General features: G+C 53.9%; 14 protein-coding genes, 1 other RNA gene and 1 pseudogene. 7 read left to right on the forward strand and 9 right to left on the reverse strand.

Annotation, left to right across the window (positions count from 1 at the left end):
• Positions 1–230: 230 nt before the first annotated feature.
• The 3 genes and pseudogenes from AC4PCC_RS04745 to smpB all read right to left on the reverse strand — a co-directional run.
• Positions 231–1,106 (reverse strand): annotated as a pseudogene (locus tag AC4PCC_RS04745) (DNA primase family protein); the annotation flags it as partial.
• Positions 1,107–1,317: 211 nt separating this feature from the next.
• Positions 1,318–1,681, reverse strand: a transfer-messenger RNA (tmRNA) gene (gene ssrA, locus AC4PCC_RS04750).
• A 46-nt stretch (positions 1,682–1,727) separates the two neighbouring features.
• Positions 1,728–2,210 (reverse strand): SsrA-binding protein SmpB, encoded by a 483-nt coding sequence (gene smpB, locus AC4PCC_RS04755; RefSeq protein ID WP_067709562.1) that lies wholly within the window; start codon positions 2,208–2,210, stop codon positions 1,728–1,730.
• Positions 2,211–2,368: 158 nt separating this feature from the next.
• Between smpB and AC4PCC_RS04760 the strand changes: the two genes are divergently transcribed.
• On the forward strand, positions 2,369–2,803 hold the full coding sequence (locus tag AC4PCC_RS04760) for a type II toxin-antitoxin system RatA family toxin (protein WP_492126575.1): 435 nt from the start codon (positions 2,369–2,371) through the stop codon (positions 2,801–2,803).
• Complete coding sequence (locus AC4PCC_RS04765) at positions 2,796–3,083, forward strand: RnfH family protein (protein ID WP_492126576.1); 288 nt, start codon at positions 2,796–2,798, stop codon at positions 3,081–3,083. The genes AC4PCC_RS04760 and AC4PCC_RS04765 overlap by 8 nt, the downstream gene beginning before the upstream one ends.
• Before the next feature lie 70 nt (positions 3,084–3,153).
• Here the strand turns inward: AC4PCC_RS04765 and bamE are convergent, their stop codons facing one another.
• The 3 genes from bamE to nadK all read right to left on the reverse strand — a co-directional run bounded on the left by bamE (position 3,154) and on the right by nadK (position 6,431).
• Positions 3,154–3,501 carry an outer membrane protein assembly factor BamE gene (bamE, locus tag AC4PCC_RS04770; protein ID WP_067709555.1) on the reverse strand — a complete coding sequence of 116 codons (348 nt, stop codon included), beginning with the start codon at positions 3,499–3,501 and terminating at the stop codon, positions 3,154–3,156.
• 302 nt (positions 3,502–3,803) lie between these two features.
• Positions 3,804–5,465, reverse strand: a complete 1,662-nt coding sequence (gene recN, locus AC4PCC_RS04775; RefSeq protein WP_492126577.1) for a DNA repair protein RecN — start codon at positions 5,463–5,465, stop codon at positions 3,804–3,806.
• A gap of 87 nt (positions 5,466–5,552) precedes the next feature.
• A complete protein-coding gene (nadK, locus tag AC4PCC_RS04780; protein WP_492126578.1) occupies positions 5,553–6,431 on the reverse strand; it encodes an NAD(+) kinase in 879 nt (292 codons plus the stop codon).
• Between the two features lie 124 nt (positions 6,432–6,555).
• On the opposite strand from nadK, the gene grpE reads away from it, so the two are divergent.
• The gene (gene grpE / locus AC4PCC_RS04785; RefSeq protein ID WP_492126579.1) at positions 6,556–7,137 is read left to right on the forward strand and encodes a nucleotide exchange factor GrpE; all 582 of its coding nucleotides are present in this window, start codon (positions 6,556–6,558) and stop codon (positions 7,135–7,137) included.
• 78 nt (positions 7,138–7,215) lie between these two features.
• Here grpE and ung read toward each other — a convergent pair whose 3' ends face one another.
• Entirely contained in the window at positions 7,216–7,896 is a 681-nt protein-coding gene (ung, locus tag AC4PCC_RS04790; protein WP_067709548.1) for a uracil-DNA glycosylase, read from the reverse strand.
• A 285-nt stretch (positions 7,897–8,181) separates the two neighbouring features.
• Here ung and grcA point away from each other — a divergent pair, with 285 nt between their 5' ends.
• Together grcA and AC4PCC_RS04800 are read left to right on the forward strand one after the other, a co-directional pair.
• Entirely contained in the window at positions 8,182–8,565 is a 384-nt protein-coding gene (gene grcA, locus AC4PCC_RS04795) for an autonomous glycyl radical cofactor GrcA (protein ID WP_067709546.1), read from the forward strand.
• A gap of 304 nt (positions 8,566–8,869) precedes the next feature.
• Entirely contained in the window at positions 8,870–9,055 is a 186-nt protein-coding gene (locus AC4PCC_RS04800) for a hypothetical protein (protein ID WP_492126580.1), read from the forward strand.
• A 600-nt stretch (positions 9,056–9,655) separates the two neighbouring features.
• Here the strand turns inward: AC4PCC_RS04800 and srmB are convergent.
• Entirely contained in the window at positions 9,656–10,981 is a 1,326-nt protein-coding gene (srmB, locus tag AC4PCC_RS04805) for an ATP-dependent RNA helicase SrmB (RefSeq protein WP_345828607.1), read from the reverse strand.
• A gap of 132 nt (positions 10,982–11,113) precedes the next feature.
• Between srmB and trmN the strand changes: the two genes are divergently transcribed.
• Positions 11,114–11,851 carry a tRNA(1)(Val) (adenine(37)-N(6))-methyltransferase TrmN gene (gene trmN / locus AC4PCC_RS04810; RefSeq protein ID WP_492126581.1) on the forward strand — a complete coding sequence of 246 codons (738 nt, stop codon included), beginning with the start codon at positions 11,114–11,116 and terminating at the stop codon, positions 11,849–11,851.
• Here trmN and nadB read toward each other — a convergent pair.
• Positions 11,842–13,452, reverse strand: a complete 1,611-nt coding sequence (nadB, locus tag AC4PCC_RS04815) for an L-aspartate oxidase (RefSeq protein ID WP_492126582.1) — start codon at positions 13,450–13,452, stop codon at positions 11,842–11,844. The genes trmN and nadB overlap by 10 nt on opposite strands.
• A gap of 469 nt (positions 13,453–13,921) precedes the next feature.
• Between nadB and rpoE the strand changes: the two genes are divergently transcribed.
• Positions 13,922–14,497 (forward strand): RNA polymerase sigma factor RpoE, encoded by a 576-nt coding sequence (rpoE, locus tag AC4PCC_RS04820; protein ID WP_067709536.1) that lies wholly within the window; start codon positions 13,922–13,924, stop codon positions 14,495–14,497.

Below are 14,497 nucleotides of genomic sequence, written 5' to 3' on the forward strand. Positions count from 1 at the left end.
AGTAGATACGCGGCCAGATTGTATCCGTATTTCAGGTTTTAGCTCCACTGACAGCTAAAAAAAAGATTTTGTGGAAAAGTGTTCACCCTGTTCACCTTTCAATTTTATTATTTATATTCATATGGTTAAGTGGTGATCACTTAAGCCGCTACTCTTCACCCGGGGTGAACACTGTTCACCTTCAGGCATAAAAAAACCGGCCGGGGCCGGTTTGGTGTTTATCGTCTGGCTTATGCATCACAGCGCGGCAGCCAGTCGGCCTCGCAGTCTTCGCTCAGTTCCAGGCTGGTCTGAATTCCGTTCTTCGTTTTGCGCTTCAGCAGCTCTATCTCGTACTCCTTCAGTGTCTGCGGCACCGCCTGGCCGAACGCCGTCAGGCTCATCGGGTGTTGATGCCCTCTGGCCTCCATAAACGACAGGTAGGCGTGATAGAGATAACGGCGCGGGATCATCGGGCGAATATTGGCATTACCGATAAACAGGCCGGTTGGCGTGCTCAGCGGCGTCAGGTAGCCGCAGAAGTCGACCAGCGGGTCGGCGCTGCGCTTGATTTCCAGCGCCTCCTCCGACGACTGCTGCGCCTGCAACAGCTCGCGGGCGTCGTCAGGTCGGGTGAAGCGCTGCATCAGGTGGCGTACGATAACCGCCAGCTCACCGGCAATCTTTTCCAGCAGATGCGGGTCACGTTCGTTGGCCGGTATCACGTCCGGGAACGGCAGGATGACCCGGCGACGCGACACGCCGCCGCTGCGGTCGCTGAAGCGCATCGGGTTGTTGTTCATCGCCAGTATTACCGCCGGGATGTGGGTTGAATAGGCGTCACGGTACTTCGGGTCAATCGCCACGGCGTCGCCGCCGGTGTTCGCCTTGATGCCCGCGCCGTCGCCGCTCCACTTCTCCTGGTCGGGCAGGATAATTAATGAGTAGCCGACCACGCTTGCACGTTCCCGTGACGACTCCAGCGTGTCGATGGTCGCGGCCGTGGTGTTGTCTTCTCCGGCCAGCAGACGGGCAATGGACGCCATCACGCTTTTCCCGCTACCGCCGTGGCCGGTGACCTCAAGGAACAGCTGCCAGTCATAGCGGTTTGCCAGCACCATATTTAGCAACCTGGGCGGGGCGATTACCGTGCCATGCAGTACAATCCTGCGCGAATTGCTATCCGTCACTGGCATACATTTTATCGTATACCAATTACCGCCGGGTTTAGCTGAATCGCGAGGGATGATGACAGGCACAAAAAAGCCCGCAGGGCTTACGCCTTGCGGGCTTTCAGGACTTCATCGAATGGGTCTGGTAACCAATCGACCAAGAATTTGGTGGAGCTGGCGGGAGTTGAACCCGCGTCCAGAATTACTACACCGTCGGCACTACATGCTTAGTCCAGTCTTTACATTCGCCGGTTAGCTGCGAACGGACACGCTACTAACAAACTAGCCTGATTGGATTTAATGCTTCAGCCCCAGGCAGGACATCCACACGATCTCTTTTGGGTTTGACCTCTCTTGATCCCCGTCCTAAGAGCGGAGGCTAGGGAGAGAGGGCTCTGAGCAGGTTATTAAGCTGCTAGTGCGTAGTTTTCGTCGTTTGCAACTATTTTTTTGCGGCTTTTAACGAGGCAAACCGCCCCTCGGCATGCTCCTAGGGCTTCGCAAATCCTGTCGAATCCAGAATCAGCCCCAAGTACTGTTTAGCAGTATAACAGAAAACGCCTGCCAGGCAAAGGCTTAGCGGTTAGCGTGTTTCATGATACGTGCTTTGTCGGTTTTCCATTCGCGATCTTTAATATCGTCGCGCTTGTCGTGCTCTCGCTTACCTTTGGCTACGCCGATTTTCAGTTTGGCCCAGGCATTTTTCCAGTAGAGTGACAGCGCCACGATGGTATAGCCATCGCGGTTGGCTCTCTCGAACAGGGTCGCCAGCTCGCGCTCTTTCAACAGTAGCTTACGGGTGCGGGTAGGATCGCAGACCACGTGCGAAGAGGCACCAATCAGTGCCTGGAAGGTGGCACCGAACAGGTAGGCTTCTCCATCGCGCAGCATAATGTAGCTTTCGCTGATATTGGCCTTACCGGCACGGAGTGATTTAACTTCCCATCCCTGTAGCGAAAGCCCTGCTTCGAACTCATCCTCAATGGAGTATTCATGGCGGGCCCGCTTGTTCATGGCAATGGTAGCAGAACCGGGTTTATGTGCTTTTTTCTTTGTCATAGTGCTACTTAGTGTACATGAAGCGGTTAATGATGGCATCCCCTGTAACAACAGGCGCGGAGAAAAGCGCTATTTTAGCAGAACGCTGGCGGCTGAGAATTTTTGTTTGATCCCCGGCGATGGTATTATTCAATTGTTGAAGATTAACAGGAAACGTTATGTCCCAGATTAGTCGTTCCGCGCTGGTCCCCTTCAGTGCTGAGCAAATGTTCCGGCTGGTAAACGATGTTGATGCCTATCCGGAATTTCTACCAGGCTGTACCGGCAGTCGCGTACTCGATACCAGTCAACAGCAGATGACGGCATCGGTGGACGTTTCCAAGGCCGGGATCAGTAAAACCTTTGTCACGCGCAACACGCTAACAGAGAACCAGAGCATTCATATGCAGCTGGTCGACGGCCCGTTTCGCAAGCTTACCGGCGGCTGGCAGTTTACTTCGCTCAGCGAAGATGCCTGTAAAGTGGAGCTGAATCTGGAGTTTGAATTCTCCAATATGCTGGTAGAGATGGCATTTGGTCGGATATTTAAAGAGCTGGCCAGCAGCATGGTGCAGGCGTTTACCAAACGCGCAAAAGAGGTCTACAGTGGCTGATATCCTGGTTGAAGTGGTTTACGCGCTGCCCGATAAGCAATATCTCTACCAGGTAAGCGTAGAGGAGGGTAGCACCGTGGAGCAGGCCATTCGCGCCTCTGGCATTCTTGAGGTGCGCAGCGATATCGATCCCGCCAGCAACAAACTGGGGATTTACAGCCGCCCGGTCAAACCGGGTGACGAAGTTCACCCGGGCGATCGCGTCGAAATTTATCGTCCGCTGCTGGCGGACCCGAAAGAGCTGCGCCGTCAGCGGGCAGAGCGGGCAGCAAAAAAATAAGGCGCTATAAGCGCCTTACTATTTCTGCCGGGATGTCATGCCGTGAAGGGTATCTCAACGGCAATCACGATCAGGCTTTTTTGCCAGACAGCGTCGGTTTGTTATCAATGTTCGTCAGCGTGCCGTTGGCATCAAAGGTCAGCGTCAGCGTCTGCTGAGTGACCGGCTGATGACCCGGCTCCTGACGGAACACGTAGTACCAGACGTTGCTGCCAAACGGATCGTGCATCATCGGCGTGCCCAGCGTGTAAGCTACCTGCTGTTGCGTCATGCCAGTGTGAATTTTCGAAACGTCATTCGCAACCAGGTAGTTACCCTGGTTGATATCTGGCCGGTAAACCACTCGTTCCAGAGTGGAGCATCCAGCAGTCATCATCAGAAGAACCACCGCCGCAGCAGTCAGCGTTTTACAGCGCATAAGTATCTTTATTCCTTTTCGGGCCAACACCTTGGGCATCTGGCTATTTTATTTGCCTGTCCGCATCCGACCGTCTTTGCCGCACCTGTTCATCATACTCATGTAGAGGAAGCGCGGCTGACCGGATGCAGCCTGGCTGTAACAATAACGCCAGATGTCCCGTGCATCAATCACCAGCATCTGGCCGTATCGGTTTATCACTACGATTACAGCGTAAGAAGCCGATGATAATAAACCTTTTCGCAGTTTAAAACCTCTGCGAACCAGGGGTATGACCACAGCGGCGAAAAAAAGTGCAACAATCAGGCTGCTAAAAGCTCTTTTGCGTTAGCCAGCGTGTTCCGGGTCACTTCGCTTCCGCCCAGCAAACGCGCCAGCTCCTGCAGACGCGCGCGCTTGTCCAGCGGCTGCATATGCGTTTCGGTCATTGCACCATCGGTCTCTTTGCTGACGTAGAAATGCTGATTGCCACAGCCCGCCACCTGCGGCAGGTGGGTCACGCACATAACCTGCGTTGATTCACCCAGCTGACGCAGCATTTTACCGACTACCGCCGCGGTAGGGCCGCTGATACCCACGTCCACCTCATCGAAGATGAGCGCCGGTGTATCCATCTTACGGGCAGTGATCACCTGAATCGCCAGCGCAATGCGTGAAAGCTCACCGCCAGAGGCCACTTTGGACAGCGGCTGTAGCGGCTGACCCGGGTTCGTGGTAACGCGGAAATCAACGCGATCCGCGCCTTCTGCCGTCAGATGCTCCGCCGTAAACAGAACCTCGATGCTAAGCTGGCCGTGGGGCATGGATAAAGCATGCATGCTCTCACTGATAAGGTCGCTAAGCTCCTGAGCGAAGTGCGCCCGGCGAAGGTGCAGGCGCTCTGCGCAGGCCATCGCGGCCTGATGATGGACGGTGACCGCCTGCACCAGCTCCGCCTGATCGCTCTCCTGCTGATCCAGCAGGGTTTGTTCTTCGAGCAGCTGCTGATGAAACGCGGCCAGCTCTTCGGGCGCGATATGATGTTTGCGCGCCAGCGCGATCTGACGCGACAGGCGCTGCTCAAGCTCTTGCAGGCGGTTAGGATCCAGGTCCAGCCTTTCGCAGTAGTGGCGGAGTTCATCACTGGCTTCGCTGATTTGGATGGCGGCCTCGTCCAGCAGATTGGCTACGCCGCTCAGCCTGTCATCCATACCGATCAGTTCGCCGATCAGCTGCTGGGCGGTATAAAGCTGGTTTTGCAGCGTGGTACTTTCGCCATCGGCCAGCAGCATCAGAGCCTGCTGACCGGTGGAGATCAGTTGCCCGCTGTTCGCCAGGCGTTTGTACTCTTCGTCAATATTTTCATATTCACCGGCAACGGGGGCAAATTCATTCAGCTCTTTTAGCTGGTACTGTAACAGTTCACGGCGCGACTCCCGCTCCTGCGAAAGCTGCTGATGATGCGCCAGCGTACGGCAGCTTTGATGCCACTGGCGATAGCTGTTGCGCATCTCCTGCATCAGCCCGTTTTCGCCGCTGTAGGCGTCCAGCAGGGTCTTCTGATGATCGGGTTTTAACAAAAGCTGATGAGCATGCTGTCCGTGGATCTGAATCAGATGCTGGCCCAGATCGCGTAGCTGTGAGAGGGGAACGGCGGTGCCGTTGATAAAGCCGCGTGAGCGGCCATCGCTGCTGATAACCCGGCGCAGCAGGCACTCGCTCCCTTCGTCCAGCTGGTTTTCAGCCAGCCAGCGCAGGGCAGAGGGGGTATCCTTCAGCGAAAAGCGGGCGCAGATGTCGGCCCGCGTGGCACCCTGACGCACCATATCTGCTTCAGCCCGGCCGCCGAGGCAAAGACCCAGCGCATCAATGGCGATGGATTTACCTGCACCGGTCTCGCCGGTGATAGCGGTCATACCGCGCTGAAAATCGATTTCCAGTTCACGAACAATCGCAAAGTTACTGATGGTCAGTTGTGCCAGCATAGTTAGCGTTCCTGTATGAAAACACAGATATGGTTTTTCATACAGTATATACTGGTTTTTTAACCAGTAAAGAGCTGACGTCGGTTTTTAAAACAATTTTTTTGACCAGGCCAGCTTGGAACTCAGCGTATTGAAATAATTATAGTTTTGAGGGTGAATCAGATTGAGGTGGTCCTCATTTCTGCGGATCAGCACATCCTCGCCCTCCTGAATTGGCAGCGCAATCTGGCTGTCACAGCTGACTTCAAGATCGCTTCGACGATCCGAAAAGCGCAGGCGGATGGTGCTGCTGCTGTTAATCACCAGCGGGCGCGCAGAGAGCGTGTGCGGGAACATCGGTACAATCGCGATGGCATCCAGCGACGGCGTTAGAATCGGCCCACCGGCGGAAAGCGAATAAGCGGTAGACCCGGTAGGCGTGGAGATTATCAGGCCGTCAGAACGTTGCGAAAACGCGAAGGTCTCGTCGATGTACACTTCAAACTCAATCATATGGGCGACCTTGCCGGGGTGCAGCACCACTTCGTTGATCGCCGTACCAATGCGCGGTTCGCGCCCCTGTCGACACACCTGAGCTTCCAGCAGAAAGCGGCTTTCGGTGATGTAGTTGCCCTCCAGCACATCGGCCAGCTGTTGCTGGGCGTTGTCCGGGTCGAGGTCGGTCAAAAAACCCAGATTACCGCGGTTAATGCCGATCACTTTGATATCGTAGCGGGCAAGGACGCGCGCGGCACCCAGCATATTTCCATCGCCGCCCACCACGACCGCCAGGTCGGCATTCTGACCGATCTCCGCCATCGTCCCCGTTTGCACATTCGCCAGATTCAGCTCGCGGGCAATTTGCTCCTCAATAATCACCGCATAGCCTTTTGCCGTCAGCCAGCGATAGAGCATTTCATGCGTGGTTAGCGCGGTAGGATGGCGCGGATGGCCGACAATACCAATGCAGTGGAAAGGGGTGTTCATGATGCTGGCGTTCCTCATGAGGTAAACTACCTCAGACAATGTGACGGGTTCCCTTGAAACCGCAATTCTGATCCCCATAATAAGCGAACCAGCGAGAAGAATGTGCATAAACGCGGAGAAATTCATGAGTAGTAAAGAACAGAACACATCAAACGAGCAAGTCTCAGACGAAATTGAGATGGAGCAGGCACCACAGCAGGAAGACGGGGCGGCAGAAGGCGTGGATCCCCGTGATGAACGCATTGCCGAACTGGAAGCCCAGCTGGCGCAGGCCCAGGGCGGCGTTCGCGAGGCTCAGGTTCGCGCGCAGGCAGAGATTGAGAATATCCGTCGCCGCGTAGAGCTGGACGTCGAAAAAGCGCATAAATTTGCGCTTGAGAAATTTGCCAACGAGCTACTTCCGGTTATCGACAGCCTTGAACGTGCACTGGAAGTCTCCGACAAAGAGAATCCTGAACTGACTGCGATGGTTGAAGGGATCGATCTGACGCTGAAGTCTCTGCTGGGTGCCGTACGTAAGTTCGGCGTGGAAGTGGTAGGCGAAGTTAACGTGCCGTTCAATCCTGAAATCCATCAGGCGATGTCGATGATTGAATCGGAAGAAGTGGCGCCTAACCACGTGCTGATGGTGATGCAGCGTGGCTACACGCTGAATGGTCGTCTGCTACGACCGGCAATGGTTGCGGTGGCAAAAGCCAAAGCGTAACCCCTGCGAAAAAGCCCTCCGAGGGAGCGTGTCGGTCTGATCCGTCCGCGCTTCCTTCAGGGGGCTTTTTTTATCTGCCTATTCCGGCAGATGCGGCGTCCAGTCGATGGGACTTTCGCCGTGCTGTTCCAGCCACTGGTTGGCTTTAGAAAAATGCCCGCTGCCAAAGAATCCCCGGTGCGCGGAGAGGGGGGAGGGGTGTGGCGCCTGCAGCACGTGGTGACGCTGCCGATCAATAATGCTGCCTTTCTTCTGCGCGTGCGATCCCCAAAGCAAAAATACCACGTCCTGGCGATGCGCATTAATCAGAGATATCACCTTATCGGTAAAGGTTTCCCAGCCAAAGCGGGCGTGAGAGTGCGCCTGACCTGCCTCCACGGTTAACACGGTATTGAGCAGCAGAACCCCCTGACGCGCCCAGCTTTCGAGAAAACCGTGACCGGGACGCTCAAAGCCAGGGATATCCGTGACCAGCTCTTTATACATATTCACCAGCGAAGGCGGGACCGCCACGCCGGGCAGCACGGAAAAGGCCAGTCCATGAGCCTGATTAGGGCCGTGATAAGGGTCCTGCCCAAGGATCACCACCTTAACATCGCCCAGTTCCGTCAGGCGAAAAGCGTTAAATACGTCTTTTTGCGGAGGGTAAACCACCTTCCCCGCTGCGCGTTCACTGGCGACCTTACGCAGCGTCTCAATGAAATAGGGCTGCTCTTTTTCCTGCGACAGTACGTCGTGCCAGGTCAGTTCATTGACCATTTCTCGCCTCCTTTAGTGTCTCTGGCGTCTAGCTTAGCGCGTATCCGCACCGCGGCAAAATTAAAATATTTTTGATAATTTACAAAAAAATATTAAATACCGCCGGAGGGAAAGTTGCGATAAATCATTAGGTTGAGCGTAAGCAGGCATCTCAGCTACCGGCTTTATTGATATTGGTCAACATTACGCCGACAGGAGACTGATATACAGAATGATGGAAGCTGAAATTACTCCTTTAACAACGCGCTGGTGTCTGTCAGCGCCGCACTGCCTGGGAGGCAAATCATGATTACTGGAATTCAGATCACCAAAGCAAGCAACGCCACGCTGGTTAACTCATTCTGGCTGCTGGACAGCGACAAAGATGAAGCGCGCTGCGTCTGCGCCAAAGCGGGCTACAGCGAAGACCAAATTGTCCCGGTCACCGACCTGGGTAAAATTGAGTACCGTGAAATCCCGCTTGAAGTTAAGCCTGAAGTCCGCGTAGAGGGCGGTCAGCATCTGAACGTTAACGTTCTTCGCCGTGAAACGCTGGAAGATGCGGTGAAGCATCCTGAAAAGTATCCGCAGCTTACGATTCGTGTATCAGGATACGCCGTTCGCTTTAACTCGCTGACGCCTGAGCAGCAGCGTGATGTAATTACCCGTACCTTTACTGAAAGTCTGTAACCTCTTTGTAACGGGTAATAAAAAACCGCCTCAGTGAGGCGGTTTTCTTTTTTGCGCTTTATTCTGCGCTGTCGCCATTCACCGTACTGCCTGGCTTACGACGCTTATCCATTTTTTTCGCATCGCGATGGCATTTTTTCACCCGCAGCTTCGTCTCTCCAGCTTATTAAATCAGAAAAACGTCCCCACATATTGAAATTGGATTTTCTACGAAAAAAAACTGAGAGCTACTTAACAAAAAAAACACCTTAAAAAGGCTATAAGTTTAATTAATTATTAACTTAAATCTGAAAAGGATTTTTAAATGAGAGAGTTAGCCTGTAATGAAATTTTTTCTGTGGTGGGTGCTAAAGGAGGGAACCTGAATGAAATGATTCAGATGGAAATAGCCAGATATGAACTTGCAAAGTTTTATGGTTGTTGGGCAATCGGCGCTATTGCCGGTGGTTCTGTAGCCGGGTTTGCATACGGTGTGACATGCGGGTGGTAAAATGGGGTTATTAAAACCCTTCCTGTGGTCAGTTTTATTTTGGCTGATAGGCATGCATGGCGTTTATACGAACAGGCCAACTCATTTATTTGCTAAAGCAATAGTGGTTGCTGTAATAGCAGTATTGTTTAGCTATGTTTTGTACAGGCTTTATAATCGAAAATAATTATAGCCCGCTGAAGGGCGGGTAAAGTTATCTTCGTTGGTTTTTATAAATCAAACCCGCTTTTAAACTTCTTTCATTATTGCGAGAGATATAGATGAGCCTGGCATTCTCGGAAATGCTTTAAATGTTCTGATGCAGTATCAGACGCGAGTGGAATAAGCAGGTCTGAAGCAAATAATGTCACTAAAAAGGCACTGTTTAAATAATGCAGTGATAAAAAGTTTCTAATGACAGAGCGTCTTTACCTTGAAGAGTACAAAAGTATCAGTGAGTTGCACATCGTAATCCCTGAACACGTCTCACCATTATGAAAATTCTGATACAAACTAAAGAGCCTGAGTCCGGTAGAGTACCGAACCCAGGCACTGATGGCCGCATGATAAACCGTTCAACCTTATGAAGTCAGTCTTCAGTGAGGCGGTTTTCTTTGCGTTTTATTCAGCGCTGTCGCCATTCACCGTACCGCTTGGCTTACGACGCTTACCAATATTTTTCGCATCGCGATGGCGTTTTTTCACCCGCGGCTTCGTCTCTTCGCTCTCTTTTTTCTCTTTGCGTTTCGCCATCACCTTCTTCGACGGCTTACCGCTGAGTTTCTCGCTCGGCGGTCGGGTCGTTGGGCGGAGTTCATCAATGGTTCGCGCTTTCAGCGGTTCGTTAATGTAACGGCTGACCTTCCCGAGCAGGAGATTGTCATGTGCCTCAACCAGCGAGATCGCTGTGCCTTTCTTACCTGCGCGGCCCGTGCGGCCAATACGGTGCAGATAGATGTCAGCGGTACGCGGCATATCGAAGTTAAATACGTGGCTGACATCGTCAATATCAATGCCGCGAGCAGCGATGTCCGTCGCCACCATGACGTTAACGCGCCCGTCCACGACGCGTTTGATCGCTTCGTTACGTTTGTACTGCTCAAGCTCACCCTCAAGGTAGCTGGTATTGATACCGGCTTCGCGCAGCCAGCCACACAGCTCGTGCACGCGCTCGCGCTTGCGCACAAAGACCACCGAGCGGGTAACGTCGGTCTGCTTAAGCAGGTGGATCAGCAGCGCCGTTTTGTGCTTGATATCATCGGCACGGTAGTACCACTGCAGAATTTTCTTACGTTCGCGACGGGCGGGATCGGCTTCAATCTCTACCGGCTCGTTAAGCAGGCGGTCGGAGAAGTCCTTGATCGCATCGCCTTCCAGCGTGGCAGAAAAAAGCAGGGTGTGCTTGCGCCAGCGGGTTTCGGCAGAAATGGTTTCGATATCCTGCGCAAAGCCCATATCCAGCATGCGGTCGGCTTCGTCGAGGATCAGCGTTTCCACCGCACGGCAGTCAAAGTTTTCTTCTTTGATGTATTGCAGCAGGCGACCGGTGGTAGCAACCACCACGTCCTGGTTTTCGCTGAACACTTCGGCATGGTTCATATAGGCCACGCCGCCGGTGATGGTGGCAATATCCAGGTGGGTATATTTAGCCAGCTCGCGGGCCTGATCGGCCACCTGCATCGCCAGCTCGCGCGTTGGCGTCACCACCAGAATACGCGGGGGACCGGATTGCTTGCGGGGAAAATCGAGCAAATGCTGTAGAGCAGGCAGCAAATATGCCGCTGTTTTGCCTGTACCTGTTGGTGCCGAACCCAGAACGTCGCGACCCTCCAGTGCAGGCGGGATCGCAGCGGCCTGGATAGCCGTAGGGCGCGTAAAGCCCTTGTCCTGCAAGGCTCTCAGCAGGCTTTCATCAAGTTCGAGTTCGGAAAAAGTGGTTACAGTCATGTTCTACCTCAGTTTGGGGCGCTGATTATAGACAGATTGGCCGCGATCTTCATCTGTTTGTGTGGCCTTTATGACTTTTCCTTACATCTGCTTTGTCCTATGCTAGCGCCGTTTCCACTTCAGGTCAGTCAAATGTCTCAGCATAAAGCGGTTTTGCGCGCCAATGGATTTACCTTTAAACAATTTTTCGTCGCTCACTATCGTTGCGCCATGAAAGTGGGCACGGATGGCGTGCTTCTGGGCGCCTGGGCCCCGGTTGCAGGCGCCCAGAGGGTACTGGATATCGGTACCGGCAGCGGCCTGATCGCGCTGATGCTGGCACAGCGAACCGGGCAGGAGACGATTATCGATGCGGTTGAACTGGACGAGCAGGCCGCCGGGCAGGCGCAGGAAAATGCGCAGGCCTCACCCTGGGCCGATCGCATTCATATCTGGCAGGATGATATCCGGCGGTGGGCGCAGGAGTGCGAGCATCGCTACAGTCTGATTGTCAGCAATCCACCCTATTTTGTGCCCGGCGTTGACTGTGCCACGCCTGAACGGACAGCCGCCCGCTATACCACCGGTCTGACCCATGATGTACTGCTGGCGTGTGCGGAAACCTTAGTGGCGGAAGAGGGCTTTTTTTGCGTGATCCTGCCCGCGGCCGCAGGCCAGGTGCTGGCCGATTTGGCGCAGCAGCGCGGCTGGCATTTGCGCTTTCGTACCGATATCTCCGATAACGATAATCGACCGCCCAATCGCGTTATGCTGGCGCTATCGCCCCGCGCGGGCGAGCAGATGATCGATCGTATGACCATTCGCGGGCCGGACCAGCGCTATTCTGACGCGCACTGTAGCCTGACCCGGGATTTTTACCTTTACCGCTGATCGGGCGTCAGAATGGTAGGAGCAGCCACCGCCAGCGGGTGAGGATAATCCAGCTGGTAATGTAGCCCGCGGCTCTCTTTCCGCGCCATCGCACAGCGCACCATCAGTTCAGCAACCTGTACCAGATTACGCAGTTCAAGCAGGTCACTGGAGACGCGGAAGAGAGCGTAATACTCATCAATTTCCTGCAAAAGCATGCTGATGCGGCGTAGTGCACGCTCCAGGCGCCGGGTGGTGCGAACAATACCCATATAATCCCACATCAACAGCCGCAGCTCATGCCAGTTATGCTGAATAACCACGCGCTCGTCCGCGTCGTCAACGCGACTTTCATCCCAGACTGGCAGATCCCCGACGGGTGGCACGGCTTGTAAATGCTGGTTTATTTCTTCCGCGGCCGACCAGCCGTAGACGAGGCACTCCAGCAGCGAGTTGGAAGCCAGCCGGTTTGCCCCGTGCAGGCCCGTATAGCTGACCTCGCCAATGGCATACAGGCCATCAACGTCCGTGCGTCCATGCCGATCAACCATCACACCGCCACAGGTATAGTGCGCGGCCGGCACAATCGGCACGGCATCACGGGTCAAATCGATGCCCAGCGTGCTGAGCTTCTCAGTAATAGTCGGAAAATGGGCACGAATAAAATCCGCCGGTTTATGGCTGATATCCAGAAACATACAGTCTGCACCCAGCCGCTTCATTTCGTGGTCGATAGCGCGCGCCACGATATCACGCGGGGCCAGCTCGGCGCGCGGATCGAAATCGGGCATAAAGCGGGTACCATCCGGGCGCTTCAGCACCGCGCCTTCGCCTCGTAATGCTTCACTTAACAGAAAATTTCGTGCCTGAGGATGGAACAGGCAGGTTGGATGAAACTGATTGAATTCAAGATTAGCCATCCGACAGCCCGCCCGCCACGCCATGGCAATACCGTCGCCGGAGGCAACATCCGGGTTAGTCGTATACTGATAGACCCTTGCAGCCCCGCCCGTCGCCAGCACTACGGTGCGGGCGCGCCAGGTTTCAACGTGTTGCCGGTTGCGGTTCCAGATCCAGGCACCCACGATGCGGCGCTTACCGGGCAGACCAATCCGATCGGACGCGATCAAATCCACGGCATTACAGCGCTCAATAAGCCGGATATTAGGGTGGCGCAGTGCCTGACTCACCAGGGTGTTTTCTACCGATCGCCCTGTGGCATCCGCGCTGTGCAGAATACGGCGGTGGCTGTGACCACCCTCACGCGTCAGGTGATACCGGGCAGTGGGGCTGAGCGGACTCTCTTTATCAAAAGGTACACCGTTATCGATCAGCCACTGAACGCAGTGACGCGCATTGCTGGCAACAAAAGTGACCGTTTCGCTGTCGCAGAGTCCGCCCCCGGCGATCAGCGTATCCTCGACATGGGAGGCAATACTGTCTGTTTCGTCGAACACCGCCGCTATCCCGCCCTGAGCATAGAGGGTGGACCCCTCGTGAATGCTCTCCTTGCTCAAAACGATAACCTGATGCGTTCGCGCCAGACGCAGCGCCAGTGCCAGCCCGGCGGCACCGCTGCCGATGATTAATACGTCACTGCTGTATTCAGGGGAAGTTGTCATGATGTTTAATATACTAAACAGGCCGTTTGCTGAGCATATCATCGGGTTTCGCTGAAAAAAAAGCCTTTTTGGCACAACAACTGTTCAAAGGGGGAGGATAAGGGGCCCAGGACGCTGAAAAACGATGTCATTTGGCTATGCAGCCCGTAGGACGACGTTAATATTGCGAACAGCGGCGGATTGCCGAGATTATAAGGTGAAAAAGGGAGCCTGTTGGGGTACTCTGCGGCGTTAACAGGACTTTGCGTCACCAGGCGTAGAAGAAGAGAAAACAGTAGCTGTCTGAACCGGATAGAAATCATAAAAATGCGTACCGGCTCTATTCTTCGCATAGCGTCATCACACATATAACAACGTATGGAACTTAACTCATGATCATCACTCTAAGCGGATGCTTGCTCAAAAAATATGAGTTGTTGCGGGTAGTTCGTCAATGCGTTGGAAAAGATTGGGGGAGACATTACCTCAGATGAGCGAGCAGTTAGCAGATCACGTTCTCGTTGAGCGCGTGCAGAAAGGCGATCAGAAGTCATTTAACCTCCTGGTGGTTCGCTACCAGCACAAAGTGGCCAGTCTGGTTTCCCGTTATGTACCCTCGGGAGATGTGCCTGACGTTGTTCAGGAATCGTTTATAAAAGCGTATCGTGCGCTGGATTCATTCCGGGGCGATAGCGCATTTTATACCTGGCTTTATAGGATTGCCGTTAATACGGCTAAAAATTACCTGGTTGCTCAGGGGCGTCGTCCACCGGCAAGTGATGTGGATGCAATTGATGCGGAAAACTTTGAAAGTGCAGGCGCACTGAAAGAAATTTCGAACCCTGAGAACTTAATGTTGTCGGAAGAACTGAAGCAGGTAGTTTTTCGCACCATTGAGACACTTCCCGAAGACCTGCGTATGGCAATTACGTTAAGGGAACTGGATGGCCTGAGCTATGAAGAGATAGCCAGCATCATGGAGTGTCCGGTAGGTACGGTGCGGTCCCGGATTTTCCGTGCCCGCGAAGCTATCGACAATAAAATTCAACCGCTTATCCAACGCTAG

This window comes from Erwinia sp. L03-1 (assembly GCF_058686115.1).

Excerpts from the sequence above, each read along its gene's own strand:
- bamE (WP_067709555.1), bottom strand. The coding sequence starts at position 3,501 with ATGCGCTGTAAAACGCTGACTGCTGCGGCGGTGGTTCTTCTGATGATG.
- ung (WP_067709548.1), bottom strand. The coding sequence starts at position 7,896 with ATGGTCAATGAACTGACCTGGCACGACGTACTGTCGCAGGAAAAAGAG.
- nadK (WP_492126578.1), bottom strand. The coding sequence starts at position 6,431 with ATGAACACCCCTTTCCACTGCATTGGTATTGTCGGCCATCCGCGCCAT.
- grpE (WP_492126579.1), top strand. The coding sequence starts at position 6,556 with ATGAGTAGTAAAGAACAGAACACATCAAACGAGCAAGTCTCAGACGAA.
- rpoE (WP_067709536.1), top strand. The coding sequence starts at position 13,922 with ATGAGCGAGCAGTTAGCAGATCACGTTCTCGTTGAGCGCGTGCAGAAA.
- AC4PCC_RS04760 (WP_492126575.1), top strand. The coding sequence starts at position 2,369 with ATGTCCCAGATTAGTCGTTCCGCGCTGGTCCCCTTCAGTGCTGAGCAA.
- nadB (WP_492126582.1), bottom strand. The coding sequence starts at position 13,452 with ATGACAACTTCCCCTGAATACAGCAGTGACGTATTAATCATCGGCAGC.
- recN (WP_492126577.1), bottom strand. The coding sequence starts at position 5,465 with ATGCTGGCACAACTGACCATCAGTAACTTTGCGATTGTTCGTGAACTG.
- trmN (WP_492126581.1), top strand. The coding sequence starts at position 11,114 with ATGTCTCAGCATAAAGCGGTTTTGCGCGCCAATGGATTTACCTTTAAA.
- AC4PCC_RS04800 (WP_492126580.1), top strand. The coding sequence starts at position 8,870 with ATGAGAGAGTTAGCCTGTAATGAAATTTTTTCTGTGGTGGGTGCTAAA.
- srmB (WP_345828607.1), bottom strand. The coding sequence starts at position 10,981 with ATGACTGTAACCACTTTTTCCGAACTCGAACTTGATGAAAGCCTGCTG.
- grcA (WP_067709546.1), top strand. The coding sequence starts at position 8,182 with ATGATTACTGGAATTCAGATCACCAAAGCAAGCAACGCCACGCTGGTT.
- smpB (WP_067709562.1), bottom strand. The coding sequence starts at position 2,210 with ATGACAAAGAAAAAAGCACATAAACCCGGTTCTGCTACCATTGCCATG.